This is a genomic window from Streptomyces sp. NPDC002619 (assembly GCF_042889305.1).
Classification (GTDB): Bacteria; Actinomycetota; Actinomycetes; order Streptomycetales; family Streptomycetaceae; genus Streptomyces.
In genome coordinates this window covers 66,649-82,374 of sequence record NZ_JBIAQV010000035.1, presented here as the reverse complement: position 1 = coordinate 82,374, position 15,726 = coordinate 66,649, and the positions used below count along the sequence as shown (strand labels likewise).

General features: G+C 67.9%; 10 protein-coding genes. 7 read left to right on the top strand and 3 right to left on the bottom strand.

Annotated elements, in window-relative coordinates:
* Positions 1–480: 480 nt before the first annotated feature.
* The gene (locus ACFYXB_RS35280; RefSeq protein ID WP_389589128.1) at positions 481–609 is read right to left on the bottom strand and encodes a hypothetical protein; all 129 of its coding nucleotides are present in this window, start codon (positions 607–609) and stop codon (positions 481–483) included.
* A gap of 157 nt (positions 610–766) precedes the next feature.
* Here ACFYXB_RS35280 and ACFYXB_RS35275 point away from each other — a divergent pair, with 157 nt between their 5' ends.
* From ACFYXB_RS35275 to ACFYXB_RS35250, 6 genes are all read left to right on the top strand, one after another.
* Positions 767–1,417, top strand: a complete 651-nt coding sequence (locus ACFYXB_RS35275; RefSeq protein ID WP_389589127.1) for a helicase-related protein — start codon at positions 767–769, stop codon at positions 1,415–1,417.
* Positions 1,418–1,469: 52 nt separating this feature from the next.
* On the top strand, positions 1,470–2,093 hold the full coding sequence (locus ACFYXB_RS35270) for a helicase associated domain-containing protein (RefSeq protein WP_389589133.1): 624 nt from the start codon (positions 1,470–1,472) through the stop codon (positions 2,091–2,093).
* On the top strand, positions 2,053–2,883 hold the full coding sequence (locus tag ACFYXB_RS35265) for an IS5 family transposase (RefSeq protein ID WP_389589126.1): 831 nt from the start codon (positions 2,053–2,055) through the stop codon (positions 2,881–2,883). Before ACFYXB_RS35270 ends, ACFYXB_RS35265 begins: the two co-directional genes overlap by 41 nt.
* Positions 2,880–3,302 carry a hypothetical protein gene (locus ACFYXB_RS35260; protein ID WP_389589125.1) on the top strand — a complete coding sequence of 141 codons (423 nt, stop codon included), beginning with the start codon at positions 2,880–2,882 and terminating at the stop codon, positions 3,300–3,302. The genes ACFYXB_RS35265 and ACFYXB_RS35260 overlap by 4 nt, the downstream gene beginning before the upstream one ends.
* A gap of 99 nt (positions 3,303–3,401) precedes the next feature.
* The gene (locus ACFYXB_RS35255; RefSeq protein ID WP_389589124.1) at positions 3,402–3,896 is read left to right on the top strand and encodes a helicase associated domain-containing protein; all 495 of its coding nucleotides are present in this window, start codon (positions 3,402–3,404) and stop codon (positions 3,894–3,896) included.
* 876 nt (positions 3,897–4,772) lie between these two features.
* Positions 4,773–5,942, top strand: a complete 1,170-nt coding sequence (locus ACFYXB_RS35250; RefSeq protein WP_389589123.1) for an ImmA/IrrE family metallo-endopeptidase — start codon at positions 4,773–4,775, stop codon at positions 5,940–5,942.
* A 10-nt stretch (positions 5,943–5,952) separates the two neighbouring features.
* Here ACFYXB_RS35250 and ACFYXB_RS35245 read toward each other — a convergent pair whose 3' ends face one another.
* Positions 5,953–6,732, bottom strand: a complete 780-nt coding sequence (locus tag ACFYXB_RS35245; RefSeq protein WP_389589122.1) for a hypothetical protein — start codon at positions 6,730–6,732, stop codon at positions 5,953–5,955.
* Between the two features lie 131 nt (positions 6,733–6,863).
* Positions 6,864–8,504, bottom strand: a complete 1,641-nt coding sequence (locus tag ACFYXB_RS35240) for a PD-(D/E)XK nuclease family protein (protein ID WP_389589121.1) — start codon at positions 8,502–8,504, stop codon at positions 6,864–6,866.
* A gap of 848 nt (positions 8,505–9,352) precedes the next feature.
* Here ACFYXB_RS35240 and ACFYXB_RS35235 point away from each other — a divergent pair.
* Positions 9,353–15,709 (top strand): protein kinase, encoded by a 6,357-nt coding sequence (locus tag ACFYXB_RS35235; RefSeq protein ID WP_389589120.1) that lies wholly within the window; start codon positions 9,353–9,355, stop codon positions 15,707–15,709.
* The last annotated feature ends 17 nt before the right edge of the window (positions 15,710–15,726 follow it).

Sequence of the window (15,726 nt, the reverse complement as noted above, 5' to 3'; positions counted from 1 at the left end):
GGCTTCCCCACTACTACGAGGCGGTCCGCCCCCCTGCCACGCATCGGTACTCTGCCCCTCGCAGTTTCAGCTGCTTGGGGTTCTCCCTTTCACGCCGACGGTTCGTCAACACGACCGTCGGCCACATCGCGGCGAGGGGTTCCCACGTTCCGCACCGGCGCCTGAGTCGAGCTCGCGCCACCTTCATGCCGGGCACCGCCTGGCCAGGAATGCAGGCACCCGCCAGACTCATCCCGAGGCAAGATCCGGACCTCGGTTTCGGTAGCCGTCCAAACATTTTCGACACTTCGGCAGTGGTTCACTCGCGTTCGCCTTCTCGACTCGCACCTGACGCATCATGTGCGCCTTGTCCGCAGTGCTCACCACCCCGGCTCATTCACCAGAGCAGCCTGCGGCGGTTTCAGACCTCCCCCTGAGTGGGCGGTCCCGGAGGGCCGACCTCCATCACCAGCGCAGCATCACAACCAGCGGCACGGCCTTCTACATCGCGGCCTCCAGTTGTGTTCGTGGCGCACGGATCTCGATGTCTTTGTCCCGGTCGCTCATCGGCAGCAGGCGCAGGAGGTCGAAGGTGTTGGTAGCGGCGAGGTAGGCAAGGCGCAGCAGCACGACAGATCATCATGCCGTCGATTCCCTGCCCAGGCGAAAGACGGTGGGGCGCGCGGCCGCACGGTCCGAGATCGGCGATCAAGGGGCCGCGACCTGGACGGATGATTTATCGGCACCCGCAGAGGCGGAGGGTGATACGCCGCGGTTGGTGGCGAGCATGGAGGAGGACTCCCCTGTATTTGGGCCGGTGGCGTACAAGTTGCGGTTGTCGGAGGCGATCCGGCTGGGGTTGGTGGCGCCGTATCAGGTGCTGTGTCTCGACATCCGCGACCCCGACCTCTATGCCGCTTTGACGAGTGAGGACACCGGGTCCGCGGTCGTGCGTGGGGCTCGACTGGCCGCTGTTCAGACCGGGTTGATGCGCGCGGCCGTTGAGGAACGGTTCCGACGCGTGCTGGCGTTCCACAGCCGGGTCGGTGAGGCGGAGGCGATGGCGGCCGGGGTGCCGGCCGTCGCGGCCCGCCTCGCCGACGACGACCCCGACACCTTCCCGGCCGTGGAGCGGGTGTGGGCGGACTGGCTGTACGGCGAGGACGCGCCCCTGCATCGTCGGCAGGTGCTGGATGAATTCGCGTCGGATTTCCTCGGGGGTTCGGCATTTGAGGGGCGGGATATTCAGGCCGCATTGCGTGTCTTGAGTTCTGTTCGAGTTCTTGGAGAGGGTGTTGATACGGCTCAGTGTGATGCTGTACTTTCCGCTGATGCGCGGGGGTCGATGATCGATATCGTGCAGATGGTCGGGCGGGCGCTGCGGATGCCGAGTTCGAGGGCGAGGACGGCGACCAGGAGCAGGAGCTGCGGCGGGTGAGTGGGGCGGCTGCTGGGGTGTTGCGGTTCAGTGAGGAGCGGATCCATTCGCCCTGACGCAGTTCATCCGGCTGCGGATCATCGACCCCGAGGGTGCGTACTGGCGCCGCGGCATCGAGGCAGCCACACGGTGGCTGCGCGAGACGGGCAGCACGGAGCTGCGGGTGCCTTACGTCTTCGTGGCTCCTGAGGAGTGGGGCGCGGTCGGCGGGTATCCCCTGGGCCGCTGGCTGGCAGATGTACGGCGCTACTACGCCGCCAGCACCCTGGAAGCCAAACGCGTCGTCGAGCTCGAGGCGCTCGGGATGGTCTGGTCGGCGTGGGACACCGCCTGGGCTGACGGCCTCGCCGTGGCGAAGGACTACGCGGAGGTACACGGGCATCTGATCCCGCCCGCCACCGCAGTCTGGAGCGGCGACAGGATGGCTCTTGGGGTGTGGCTAAAGAACGCGCGCGGAGCGGCCCGAAAGACCCGTGAGAACGCCGAGCGGCGCGCCGCCGGGGAAACGGGCGTGTCGGCAGCTGGAGAGCTCTCAGAGTGCGGGATGTGGCGTTCCGTCGGTCTTGCCATCGCTCGATGGTGTGACGTTGGGGCATCGCTGCCGGTCAGGAGTTCGGGGTTCGCTTGGTTATGGCATGAGCATGCGCAAGCCGTACCCGAGCGATCTCACCGATGAACAGTGGGAGCTCGTCGAACCCGTGATCACGGCATGGAAGGCCCGGCATCCGTCAGTCAGCGGGCATCGGGGGAAGTACGCGATGCGGGAGATCGTGAACGCGATCCTCTACCAGAACCGCACGGGTTGTCAGTGGGAGTTCCTGCCCCATGACATGCCCCCGCCCGGAGCAGTGAAGTACTACTTCTACCTCTGGCGCGACGAGGGCACCGACCAGGACATTCATGATCTGCTGCGCTGGCAGTTGCGGGAGAAGCGGAAGAGATTAGCCGACCCGAGCCTGGTGGTCCTGGACACGCAGAGCATCCACGTGGCCGTCGGAGTCCCGGCCACGACGACGGGCCGGGATGCCGCGAAAAGGGTGCCGGGCAGGAAGAGATGCCTGGCCGTGGACGTGTTGGGGCTCGTCGTCGCGGTCGTCGTGCTCGCGGCCTCCGCGCACGAGAACACCGCCGGCATCGCCCTGCTGGACCAGGTCGCCGGGCAGAGCGGCAGCGTGAAGAAGGCCCTGGTCGACCAGGGCTTCAAGAAGAAGGTCGTCGAGCACGGCATGAACGTGGGCATCGACGTCGAGATCGTCGAGCGCAACCCGGACGACAAGGGCTTCGTTCCGCAGGCCAAGCGGTGGATCGTGGAGCAGACGAACGGGATCCTGATGTTCTACCGCCGTCTCGTACGCGACTACGAACACCGCCCCGCTTCCTCCCGCTCCCGCGTTCTGTGGGCGATGACCTCCGTCATGAGCCGCCGCCTCACCGGCCGCACCATCGCCTCCTGGAGGACCGCATGAGCGAGAACCCACAGGTCAAAGCCATCCTGGAACACATCGAAACCCGCGAGCGCGAACTGGCCGACCAGGCCGAGCAGTTCCGGGCCCGCATCGAAGAACTCACCCGGCAACTCGGCGAACTCGACGCGGAGAGCGAGAACCTGCGCATCACCCGCAAGACCCTCCTCACTCTCCCCCTGCCCTCACCCGCCACCGAGCCGGACCGCCCCGACATCCCGGACCACCCCGCCTACCAGCAGATCCTCACCGCCCTGGCCGACGCGGGCCGACCGATGCGCGCCCACGACCTCTGCCAGGCCCTCGACCTGCCGATCCTCCCGAAGAACACCGAAGGCATCCGCTCCAAACTGAAACGCCTGGTCAGCCGGGGCATCCTCATCGAACCCGAACCCGGCTTGTTCGCCCGCCCCGACGCCTGAGGGCCACCCCCCACCCGCGACCAGCGGTCCTTCCCCAACCTCAACCACGAAACGGACAAGAGCTCACGTTCCGCACTCTCAGAGAGCCGTCTGGACGCGTTGGATGCAATCGACCCGGCCTGGTGCCCGGCCTGGAGTATCGACTGGCAGCGGGGCTTCCATCTGACGCTCGCGCACGTCCGAGCTGGCGGTGCCCTGCCAGTACAGGCGGGGGAAGTGATCGTGCAGGGCGAAGACCTCGGTGCCTGGACCAGAGCGCAGCGGACCGGCTGGGACAGACTCACGCCGGTGCAGCATTGGCTGCTCAACAGTGTCTTGGGCTTGGAGCCAGCCAATGAGGCTGAACTGCAGCCGACACGACGGACGCAAGCTGACCGGTGGGCCGTCAACCTCGCTGCCGCCCGCCAGTTCCATGCCCGCGAAGGGCATTTGGTGGTGCCCCGCAAGCACGTCGAGATGATCGCGACGGGCGAGGACGACGGCTTGGAGGAAGCTGTGAAGCTGGGGGCGTTCCTCGATAACACCCGGCGACGGGCCTCGAAGCTAGCCGAGCAGCGGCGGGCGGATCTCGACGCTCTGGGCATGCGTTGGTAGGTGCTGCGGTTGCGCACTCTTGCAGTACTGCGCTGCTGCGGCTTGGTTGTCGAGGCATGGGCCGGGGTGTAGGTCCTATATCTCGCACAGACTGCCGCAGGTCCGTTACAGCCCTGGCGAAGTACAAGACACGCTGGCTTCGCCGCTTCACGAGGCCAGTAAGCGCTTGGAGGCTCAGCAGTCAGAATGCTCGGTGTGGCTGTCCAGTACCGAGATGAGGCGCTATGGGGCGTTCCTAGACCGCATTCGCCAACTTTGGGTCCCGCTGGACTGCGGCTTGCCGCCTCCAGGTGGTGGGGTTGCGGTCGTGTGTTCGTCGGCGTCTGCGCAACGGTCTTCCGCTGGGTAGCGCAACCCTCCCAATAGGGTGACGTTGTATGGGTAAGGCTGCTTTCATGGGTGGAGCATCGGGCGATGCCGGTGCATGGCTGCGTGGACAGGCACTGCCGTGTCACGGGCTCTGCCAGGGAGGGGACAGACAGTCGTGACTCCCGAGGCGACCCCTCCGTGGGGCTTGGCGTCGTCTTGTCAGCGGGAGCTGTGTGGCTGGCGCAGTCCGTCCCGTGCCGGGGGCTCGCATCAGGCTGGTATATCACTCGGCCCATCCGTGTTGGTGAGGCGTTTTCGCAGGTCAGTCCCTTTGACTGGTGTGCTGGATGGGGTCCCTGTCGTGTCTGGTGCATCCTCGCCGCTGTCAGTGCCTGGCTCTATCCTTGGTGGCATAGGAGGCAGTCGCAGAGTGGTATTTCTGCGGCTGAGGGCTTTCTGTCGGCGCTGCCTGGTGGCGATGGAGGGGATCTTTGAGGAGGGTGTTCGTGCTGCTGCATGAGGGCATAGGCATGGGCACAGAGAGTGGAGGACAAGGGGGTGACACGTATGGGGAATGAGGCGGCAACGTTCGATGCTCGCGCGTTGAGCGAGTTGCTCTTCCGTGACGATGTCACTCCGTCTGTCCTGGAGGAGCTTTTCGGATCATCTGAGGTCGGCGATGAGCTGTTGCGCGGGGAGCGTTTGCCTTCGCGGTGGGAGGCGTCCCTCCTGGGCGCGCTCCTGGGTGTCGATCCCGCCGTCCTGACCGGTGCGAAGAGGCCTTCGCTCGGGGTGAGTCTGCGTTTGGGGACCGCAGAGGTCGAACACGATGTGGTAGAGCCGGTCGAGCACGCCATGAAGCTTCTGACAGCCGACCGGCTGACTGAGCAGTGGGGCTTCTGCACACCGGCTGAGGATCTTTCTGCCTTCCCTGTGTCGAGGAGGCAGTACAAACCGAAGGAGGACGGCAGGACAACTGCCGTTCGGCTACGGGCGCGCCTCGACCTGGATCAACTCAGCCCGATTGAGGATCTCACAGGGTTGGTTGAGGGCATGGGGTGTCTGGTGGAATACCGGACTCTGCCGAAGAACGTTCACGGCATCTCCGTTCCTGAAATCAGGGACAGCCGAAAAGTCTGGGCCGTTCTCATCAATTCGGATGACTATTGGGCGCTCCAGCGCTTTACGCTCGCGCATGAGTTGAGTCATGTTCTATATCAGGACAGCGGGCAGATTATTGTCGATCGGGCTCAGACTTCTAATGCAATTCCGGAGATCATCGCAGATTCCTTCGCGCGCCATTTCCTGTTTCCAGAGGAAGCGCTGGAGGAAATGCTGGAACAGCATGGCCGCTCGAGAGACCTGGCAGATGTGAATCGGCTTGTCGCTAGCATCATGCTCACCTATGGCATAAGCCGGCAGGCCACGCTCAAGGCGTTGCGGGATTCGAAAGATGCCTTGGCTCCGTCGGAGTCGCTGTTGGGTCGGTGCGAGGACGTGGCGGTCCGGTCGATGATGGCTAGCGTGGGAGCCGGTACGGCCTGGTCCGAGATGGCGGAGGCGGAGGGTCGCAGGTATGCCTCGCCTCGGCTGACCGAGCATGTTCTGGCTGCGTTCGCGGACAACGTTGTGAGTCTGCCGATGGTGGCCGACGTGATCGCGGACGGCGATGAGGTGGAAGCCGCACGGCAGTTGAGCGCTGCAGGGTGGGATCTGCCTGCGGCGGCAGAGGGGTAGTGCTGGAGGGCTAGCGCATTGAGGCGTCGCAGATCTGGCACTCGCCGGCGAGGGCGCGGCATCGGAAGGCGGAGGAGTCTGTCGGTCGAACCTCGGTGGGCAGGGTGCCGAAGTGAGCCGTCATCTCGGTGAACGCCGTCAGGAGGTCTTCCTTCGCCAGGTGCGAGTTCTCGCAGGCCAGTTCCGCCAGGATGTTGCGCAGGTTCCGCGCGGACACTCCCTGCTTCCAGGCCGCGAGGCTGGCGCCTCCGTCGTTGGTCAGCAGGATGGCTGTGCCGCCAGCCTTGATGACGTCGGCGGCGACCAGGATGCTCTCCGTTTCGCCGTTATGGCGCTTTGCCCTGTTGACGTCGATCGGGGACCACCTCTCCCCTCGTCGGGTCGCTGCCGCGCGGTCCAGTTCGCGGAGTTGCTGTTGCACGGTGAAGAGCAGGCCGGAGTTTTCGGACGGCTCGCGCACGGCGATGGTTTTGTCGTCGAGCTTGGTGACGAGCCGGTCCGCGCAGGCACCCATCAGCACGAGGTTCTGGTGGGGCCGGCCGGGTCGGGGCACGTTCGCGACGGCACGGATCTCCTCCGCGACAGCCGTAGCGACGACCACGGTCTCGCCGTAGAGATCGAGGAACATCTCCAGGTACTTGGGGCGGTGGGCCAGGGTGTAGAGCAGGCCGGTGTCGGCCAGGGCAGCGGTGACGGGGCGGCGGCGCTGGGGAAGCGCCGGGTCGACGGCGTACTTGCGCGTCGACGGCAGGGACGGCCGGGGGCGGAGGTTCGGGCCGCGGGGCAGCATCACCCGGGGGGTGGGTGGCGGCCTGTCCAACTACCCTCCCGCGACGCACTCTTACGACCTCATGCCGATATGTTCCCTGCGGGCAAGCCTAACCGCGAGCTGGCCCGCTGCGCACGTGTTCTGCGTGGGCGTTACTCGGGTGAGCCTGCTGGCAGACCGGCACATGGCTCGTCGTGGGACTGCGGCTGTTCGCCGGTGCGACAGTCGATGTCCGCCGCGTCGGGGCACCACCGTCGGACGGGACACCACGTGCATTGGGCGCCGGGCGATGGGGACCAGGTGGTGTCGCGGATCCAGGCGCTTGCCCGTTGCCGGACCTCGGCCTTCGCCATGCGGACCATGTCCTGGTCTCGCTCCACGTCCCAGGCGAACACGCGTGCCTCGTCTGGGGTGATGACCTCGAGTTCGATTCTGGGGAACCCGTCGGATTCGCCGAAGGCGCCCTTCGCGGTCCGGGCGATATTGATCAGCCACGGGACCGGGAAGAAGCGGTCGAAGGCGTCGCTCTGGTCTGCGGGCATCTGAGTCGTCGTCTTCGATTCGCGGACAACGATTCTTCCACTCGGGTCCCTGCAAACGAGGTCAGGTCGGGAAGCGATGATCACATCCGCCTTCGCGTCGTAGCCATAGACCGGAGGCTCCACGGCGATGACCTCCGCGCCGTCGGCCAACGGGCACGAACGCGCGTGCGCGACGAGGAATTCTCGGGCCTTCGTGTACTCGTCCGGTGTAAGGGTCCCCGTGAAGATTCCCTCCTGGTCGGGGGGTGCGACGTCCTGATCGGTGCACCGGGTGCCGCGCGCGTGTGCCTGCGCGAGCCATTGGTGGATGGCGCGGCCGCGGTCGGATGCTTCCGACGGGTTGTCCTCGGTCCGTAGACGGCACTGGGTCTCGAGGTACCAGCGGGCAGGGCACTTCGAGTAGAGCTCGAGGTCGGCGGCGCTGACCGAGCGGGTGGAGGGTCCGGGCCGTTTCTGGCCCAGGCAGTCCGTGAGGTCTTGCAGACTCGGACAGCGCCCCGCCAGTTTGCAGTTCTGGCAGGAATGTCCGGGCTGGTAGCGGGTGGGCGCTATCAGCTGCTGGATGGCAGGGCGTCCGTGCGCGTCGTAGAGAGCCAGAGCCTCCTCGCGCGAGTGCTCAAGAACGACCTCGGTGGAACCGTCCAGCAGGCCGACTTCGACGACTCGGATCCCGGTGGGCGGGAAGTGCAGCTGCATTCTGGCGGCGACGTAGCCGGCGACCGTCGCCCAGCGGTCGTGTTCCCCGGCACGGCTGCGTGCCCTTTTCAAGCGCAGTCGGCGGATCTCGCGGACTCCGTCGGCGCTGGTGTACAGGAGTCCCCAAACCGTGACTTCACGGTCCTGGCTGCCGATGGAGGGATCCGGGGCGAGGAAGCGCATCTCTCCGTGATGCGCGGCCAGTTCGTCGTGCGCATCCATGTACTGCTCCACCGCGTGTGCGACATACCTCCTCTGCCCTGGGTGGAGGTTGTCAGAGCGCCGCGCCATCTGCTCGTTAAGGGCTTCCTGCAGCCCTTCCCAGGTGATGATGCGCGCATCACGGTGGAGCGCCACGATGATGTCCCGGATCACGCCGAGCATGAACGGCTCGTCGCCGTAACGGCGCTTCCATCCGTCGACGGCGAACCGTCGACGGACCTTGGCTGCCGGGAAGACACCGCAGTGGGCGGGATGGCTCTCCGCATCCGTGGCCGAGACCCGGACGGGGCCTTGATGCTGCTGGACCTGCTCCCGCAAGTCCTGGGTCGACACTGACCGCACCCCCTATAGCGTGGACCAGCAGGTGTTACTGCAGGCTCCGAAGTATAAAACTGCCTCAGGCACGGACGTTTCGGATTTGACAGCGGCAAGTTCATTCCGCTAAGCGGCCTGCCGAGCACACAGCTTGTTCCGGTAGCGACAGAGTCGCCGCCGTCCGCCCGTGAGGCCCACCTGGCCCGCTCCGTACGCGCAGGCGGCCCACCGGCCGATCGAGTGATGTGCGCACCACGCGCCTTGTTCCACCATGCATGCGCCGCCGTCCACCACGACCACCAACGCCTCCTACGGCACCCCCGCGCCAGCACCGCCTGGACCACAGCGCGCGCCATCACCACCCGCTGGTACGACCACCAGCAACACCTCACCCACCGCTGGAACACCCGCCTGACCCAGCTCTGCGCAACCAACCCCCACCCACCTCGCCACCGGGAGCAGCGCCTCCCCCGCCCTACTGACCCGCGACCTGGTCACCTACCCCGAAACCGTCGCCCTCGCCCGCGCACTCGCCACCCTGCCAAGCCGGCAACACCACGACACCCACGACGCCCTCACCCTCATCGCCCGCCGCCTCAACCTGACCCGCCTGGTCCCCGCCGTCCACGACCCGCTCCGCATCTACCTCACCCACACACACCGCTGACCAGCAGCATCACCATCCAACAAGACATGACGCCTGACGACCTACGATCTGCCGCCGCAGCGCACTGTCACTCGCCGACCAACAACATTCTGTTGACAACGTCAACATAGAGATGGGATCCTCATCAACAGGTGAAGGTATACGCTCCCTGCGGGAGTACCCACCTTTCAGGCGACGGGTGAAACGGGGGGGAGGGCCAGTGGGCCTGGAGACGGTCGACGGACGGTTCCGGATCACGGGGATCGTAGGGCGCGGGAACATGGGCGAGGTACACCGGGCCGAAGACCTCCGGGCCGCCCCGGACTCCCCGCACCGAGAAGTCGCGGTCAAGACCGTGCTGCGCAGCCGGACCGGAGTCTCGGTTGACACCTCGGGGTCCGGCAAGGAGATCGACCGCTTCCGCCGCGAAGTGCGGATCATGCGCATGCTCTCCCAGGGCCACCCGAACCTCGCCCTGCTGATCGACGGTGGCGTGGACCGGACGCCGGGCGGCAGCGGCCTGCCCTATCTGGCCATGGAGTTGCTGGACGGTCATCCGCTCGCAGACCTCATCGACGAGGAGCCTCAGCTCCCGGTCTCCTGGGTCGCCGCTATTGGAGCCCAAATCGCCGCTGGTCTCGCCGCCGCGCACACTGCCGGCGTCGTCCACCGCGATCTGAAGCCGGCCAATGTGATGCTGACCCGGGACGGCACCGTCAAGGTCCTCGACTTCGGGATGGGCTCGATCGTCGATGATCCCGACCAGACACGACTGACCAGCACCGGCGTCAGCGTCGGTACGGCCCGCTACATGGCACCCGAGCAGTTCCGCGCCGAACGGGTCTCCGCCCCGGCCGACCTCTACGCGCTCGGCTGCATCCTGTACGAGCTACTGATCGGAAGGCCGCCGTTCTCCGCCAGGACCCCTTTCGAGCTCTCCGAACAGCACCAGCACGAGCGGCCGCCGCGGCTGACCCTGGTGCGCCCGGACCTGCCCGCCGAGCTGGTCCGGCTGGTGGACCGTCTCCTAGAGAAGGACGCCGAACTGCGGCCCGACAACGCCGCCCTGGTCCGTGAGGCACTGATCCCGCTCGCGTTCGCGCCGGACGACACGGCCGCCCTGCTGGCTCCGCACTGGCAGGTGATGGACCCGGTGGCGCGACTGCGTGCCCTGCTCCCCGAACCAACCCCGCCCGCGCCCGCGGCCGTGCCACGCAAGGAGCCGCGCCTGCCCGAGGCTATGGACGTCTTCGGCATCCATGCCGACCTGATCGGCGAGTACGAGAGCTTCACCAAGAGCGCGACAGTGATCCGGGACGCCCGCATCGCCGGCTTCGTCGAAGACGACCTGGCGGCAAAGTCGCAGTGGCCCGACCCATGGCTGTCGCTCAACCCCTTCTTCGCCGACGGCGGCCAGGTCACCGACCTCGTACGGGACGGAATGCTGCACCCCAAGTGCGCGGAGATCTTCCAGGCCCGCAAGAAGGAGACCTCGCTGCGCCCGGACGGCCGGCCGCTGACCTTCCACCTCCACCAGCGGCAGGCGATCGAGGCCGCGCAGGCGGGCGACTCCTATGTGCTCACCACCGGCACCGGTTCCGGCAAGTCGCTGTCGTACATCGTCCCGATCGTGGACCGCGTACTGAAGGAGCGTCAGGCGGCGGGACCGGACGCGGGGGGCCGGGTACGCGCGATCGTCGTCTACCCGATGAACGCGCTGGCCAACTCACAGCTCGGGGAGCTGCAGAAGTACCTGCGCCACGGTTTCGGGAAGGGCCGGGAGCCGGTCACCTTCGCCCGCTACACCGGCCAGGAGTCCGACGAGGATCGTCGGAAGCTACGCAAGGACCCTCCGGACATCCTGCTGACCAACTACGTGATGCTGGAGCTGATGCTGACCCGGCCGGACGACCGGACCAGCCTGATCCGCATGGCCGAGGGGCTGCAGTTCCTCGTCTTCGACGAGCTGCACACCTACCGGGGCCGGCAGGGTGCGGACGTGGCGTTCCTGATCCGCCGGGTCCGTGAGGCCTGCCGTGCCTCCGCGAGCCTCCAGTGCATCGGCACTTCGGCGACCATGTCCACCGAGGGTTCGTGGGAGGACCAGCAGCGGGAGGTGGCCAAGGTCGCCGGCCGGCTGTTCGGTACGACGGTGCTGCCGAAGCGGGTCATCGGCGAGACCCTGGTCCGGGCGACCGACGAGGCGCCCGAGACCGTACCCGCCGAGCGGCTTCGGGTGCCGGCGGCGCCCCGCTCGTACGACGCGCTGACGAAGGACCCGCTGGCCCGCTGGGTGGAGTCCCGGTTCGGTCTGGAACGCGAGGAAGATACGGGGCCGCTGCGGCGCTGCGCCCCGGGCACGGTCGAGAAGGCGGCGGAGGAGCTGGCCGCCGCGTCCGGTGTGGCCGAGGAGAGCGTGCGCGAGGCGATCCGGACCACCCTGGAGGCGGGTGCGCAGGCCAAGCATCCGGTGACGGAGCGGCCGCTGTTCGCGTTCCGGCTGCACCAGTTCCTCTCCAAGGGCGACACCGTCTACACGACGCTCGAGGATCCGCTCACCCGGCCGCTCACTCGCACCTACCAGCTGGAGCAGCCGGACAGCGACGGCAAGCCGCTGTTCCCGCTGGCGTTCTGCCGTGAGTGCGGCCAGGAGTACCTGACCGTCTGGCGCACCGAGGACGGCGGCGCGTTCCGGTACGAGCCGCGTCGGGACACCTCCGCCTCCGGGGGCCGCCAGGGTGAGGGCTATCTGTACCTGGGCATGCCCGGGGAGGACTACGAGTGGCCGGCGGATCCGCAGAAGGCCGTGGACGACCGGCGGTTGCCGGAGTCGTGGCTGGAGCCGGACGCGCAGGGCGTGACGGTCGTCAAGAAGTCCTACAAGCCCCGAGTGCCCAAGCGTGTGGTCGTGGACGCCCACGGCAACGAGTCGGGCGAGGGGCTGGTCGCGGCGTTCGTCCCGGCGCCGTTCCTGTTCTGCGTGCACTGCCAGGTCTCCTACGAGCAGACCCGCGGCCGGGACTTCGCCAAGCTGGCCACCCTGGACCAGGAGGGGCGTTCCTCGGCGACCTCGCTGATCTCCGCGTCGATCGTTAAGTCCCTGCGCGCGGTACCGGAGGAGAGCCTGGGCAAGGAGGCGCGCAAACTTCTCACCTTCGTCGACAACCGGCAGGACGCCTCGCTGCAGGCCGGGCACTTCAACGACTTCGCCCAGGTGACCCAGTTGCGCGGCGCCCTGTACCAGGCCGCGGTGCGGGCGGGTGAGGAGGGGCTGCGCCACGACGACCTCGCCGAGGCCGTCACCGAGGTGATGGGCCTCGCGCCCCGCGAGTACGCGGCCGGCGCGGACCTGGCTCCGTCCATGGAGCGCCGGGCCACGAAGGCCTTCCGGGACGTCGTCGGATACCGCCTCTACCGCGACCTGGAGCGCGGCTGGCGCATCACCATGCCGAACCTGGAGCAGACGGGGCTGCTGCGGATCGACTACGAGGATCTGGACTGGATCGCCGCCCATCCCGAGTGCTGGCAGTCCGCACACGCCGTGCTGCGCGACGCCGACCCGGCGCTGCGCGAGGAGATCGGTCGTACGCTGCTCGACTTCATGCGGCGGGCCCTCGCCATCGACGTGCAGTACTTCCGCGACGACTTCGACACCCTTCAGCGGGCGAGCGAGGAGCGCCTCACCGGGCCGTGGGTGCTGGGCGAGAGCGACCGGCCGACCGTCGGAACCGCCTACCCCTACGGTTCACGGCCCGGTATGGAGCGCTCCGCGCAGTTCCTGTCGGCCCGCGGCAAGTTCGGCAAGTACCTGCGGCGGAACATGCCCGAACTGCGCGACCTCCCTCTGGACGATGTGCAGACCGTCATCGAGGACCTGTTGAAGGTGCTGCGCGACAAGCAACTGGTGCGCGAGGTGGAGACCGCCCCCGAGCACTCCGGCCCGGCCTACCGCCGCCGCGCGGCTCAGAAGCGCACCGGTTACCGGGTGCCGGCCGCCGCGCTGATCTGGCGCGCCGGAAACGGTGAACGGGGCGCGGTCGACCCGCTGGCGCGCACCTACAGCAGCGGCGAGGGCCCGCGCGTCAACCCCTTCTTCCGCGACCTGTACCGGACCGCGGCCGCCGAGCTGGCCGGCCTGTACGCCCGTGAACACACCGCGCAGGTCACCCCGGAGGACCGGCTGGAGCGCGAGCGGCAGTTCCGGGACGCCGACCTGCCCCTGCTGTACTGCTCGCCGACGATGGAGCTGGGCGTGGACATCTCCTCGCTCAACGCCGTGCTGATGCGCAATGTGCCGCCGACCCCCGCGAACTACGCGCAGCGCTCGGGCCGGGCGGGCCGTTCCGGTCAGCCCGCGCTGGTGACCACGTACTGCGCGACGGGCAACAGCCACGACCAGTACTACTTCCGCCGCTCCCAGGACATGGTGTCGGGGCAGGTGGCCCCGCCGCGTCTGGACCTGGCCAACGAGGATCTGGTCCGCTCCCACCTCCAGGGCATCTGGCTGGCGGAGGCCGACATGAAGCTCGGCACCGCGATCCCGGAGGTCATCGACGTCGCCTACGACCCCGAAGGCGACGACCGCCCCGATCCGCTGATGCCGCTGCCGCTGCGTTCCGAGTTCCTCAACCGGTCCCTGGACGAGGACGCCCGCAGACGCGCGGCCGACACCGCCCGTACCGTTCTCGCCCCGCTGATCAGGGACTTCGAGGCGACCACCTGGTGGTACGACGAGTGGATCGAGGACCGGATCGAGCGGGCCCCGACGGAGTTCGACGCCGCCTTCGACCGGTGGCGCGACCTGTTCCGGGCGGCTGTCATCGACCAGTACGAGCAGAACAAGCGCGTCGTCGACCACACCCTCTCGCAGGGCGAGCAGAGCCGGGCACGCAGCCGCCGCCGGGAGGCGGAGACGCAGACGAACCTGCTGCTCAACCGCTCCGTCGACAGCAAGTCGGTGATGAGCGACTTCAATCCGTACCGCTATCTGGCGTCCGAGGGGTTCCTGCCCGGCTACAGCTTCCCGCGGCTGCCGCTGGCCGCGTACATCCCGCGTTCCGGCAACCGCCGCAACGCCGACGGCGATTACCTCCAGCGTCCCCGGTTCCTCGCGATCCGCGAGTTCGGTCCGGGCGCGCTCATCTACCACGAGGGCGCCCGCTACCAGGTCACCCGGGTGCAGCTGCCACCGGACGCCTCGGGCGAGCTGGCGACGGCGGAGGCCCGGCGCTGCGACGGCTGCGGCTACCACTACGTCGTCAGGCCCGGCGCCGACAAGTGCGACATGTGCGGGGAGCAGCTGCACGGCAAGCGCACCGGTCTGCTCCACCTGCACACCGTGTACACCACACCGCGCGAGCGGATCTCCTCCGACGAGGAGGAGCGCCGCCGGGCCGGTTTCCGCCTGGAGACCTCGTACGCGTTCCAGGACCACGGCGCCCGCAAGGGACGCCTCACCTCGCATGTCGGCGACGCCGACGGCGCGCCCGTCCTCGACCTGGACTACGGCGACTCGGCGACGGTACGGATCACCAATCTCGGCCGCGTCCGCGACAAGGAGAACGAGCCGGACGGCTACTGGCTGGACCTGGGCGACGGCCGCTGGCTCAACGACCGGGCCGCCGCGGACGCCATCGAGGGCACCGGCATGCCGGTGGTCGACGAGGACGGCAACGAGAAGCGCCGCAAGAAGCGGGTCCTGCCGTTCGTGGAGGACCGCCGCAACATCCTTGTCGTCACCCTGGAGGAGCCGCTGCCCGAGCCGGTGGCCCTGTCGTTCCTGTATGCGCTGGAGCGGGGCATCGAAGCGGCGTTCGAGCTGGAGGACTCCGAGCTAACCGCGGAACTGCTGCCGCCGGACGACGGTCCGCGCCGCCGCATGCTGTTCACGGAGGCCGCCGAGGGCGGCGCCGGTGTGCTGCGCCGCATCCAGCACGACATGGACGCCCTCGCCAAGGCCGCGAAGACAGCCCTGGAGATATGCCACTTCGACCCGGAGTCCGGCGAGGACGAGGGCGGACCGGCGGACGGCGAGAAGTGCGCCCGCGGCTGCTATGCCTGTCTGCTGACCTACGCCAACCAGACGCACCACCGACAGCTGAGCCGGCACGCCGCCCGCCCGCTGCTGGTGCGGCTGGCCGAGGCCCGTACCGAGCGGGAGGACCGCGGCGAGTCCCGCAGTGAACGGTTCCGCAGGCTTGCCCCGGCGGTCAGAAGCGAGGACGCCGCGCCCGACACCGCCCCGGCGTCCTCACCGACCCCGGTGGAGGCGGATCTGACGGCCCTCGTCGCGGCCGGCGATCTGCTCGGCTGGCTCAGGGCGAAGGGCTACCGGCTGCCGGACGAGGTCAACACCTTGGTCTCAGAGGCGGGGGCGTGCCCCGACCTCGTCTTCCGCCTGGAAGGTGCCAATCTCGCCGTGTTCGTCGACGCCCCCGGCCACCCGGCCGACTCCACCCGCGACATCGAGGCCGGCTATCGCCTGGAGGACGCTGGCTGGGACGTCCTGCGCTTCCCGACGGACGCGGACTGGGACACCATCGCGGATAACAACGCCGCCTACTTCCACCTCCGTTGATCGCTCACCCACTCCCG

Excerpts from the sequence above, each read along its gene's own strand:
- ACFYXB_RS35245 (WP_389589122.1), bottom strand. The coding sequence starts at position 6,732 with ATGCTGCCCCGCGGCCCGAACCTCCGCCCCCGGCCGTCCCTGCCGTCG.
- ACFYXB_RS35275 (WP_389589127.1), top strand. The coding sequence starts at position 767 with ATGGAGGAGGACTCCCCTGTATTTGGGCCGGTGGCGTACAAGTTGCGG.
- ACFYXB_RS35260 (WP_389589125.1), top strand. The coding sequence starts at position 2,880 with ATGAGCGAGAACCCACAGGTCAAAGCCATCCTGGAACACATCGAAACC.
- ACFYXB_RS35265 (WP_389589126.1), top strand. The coding sequence starts at position 2,053 with ATGAGCATGCGCAAGCCGTACCCGAGCGATCTCACCGATGAACAGTGG.
- ACFYXB_RS35250 (WP_389589123.1), top strand. The coding sequence starts at position 4,773 with ATGGGGAATGAGGCGGCAACGTTCGATGCTCGCGCGTTGAGCGAGTTG.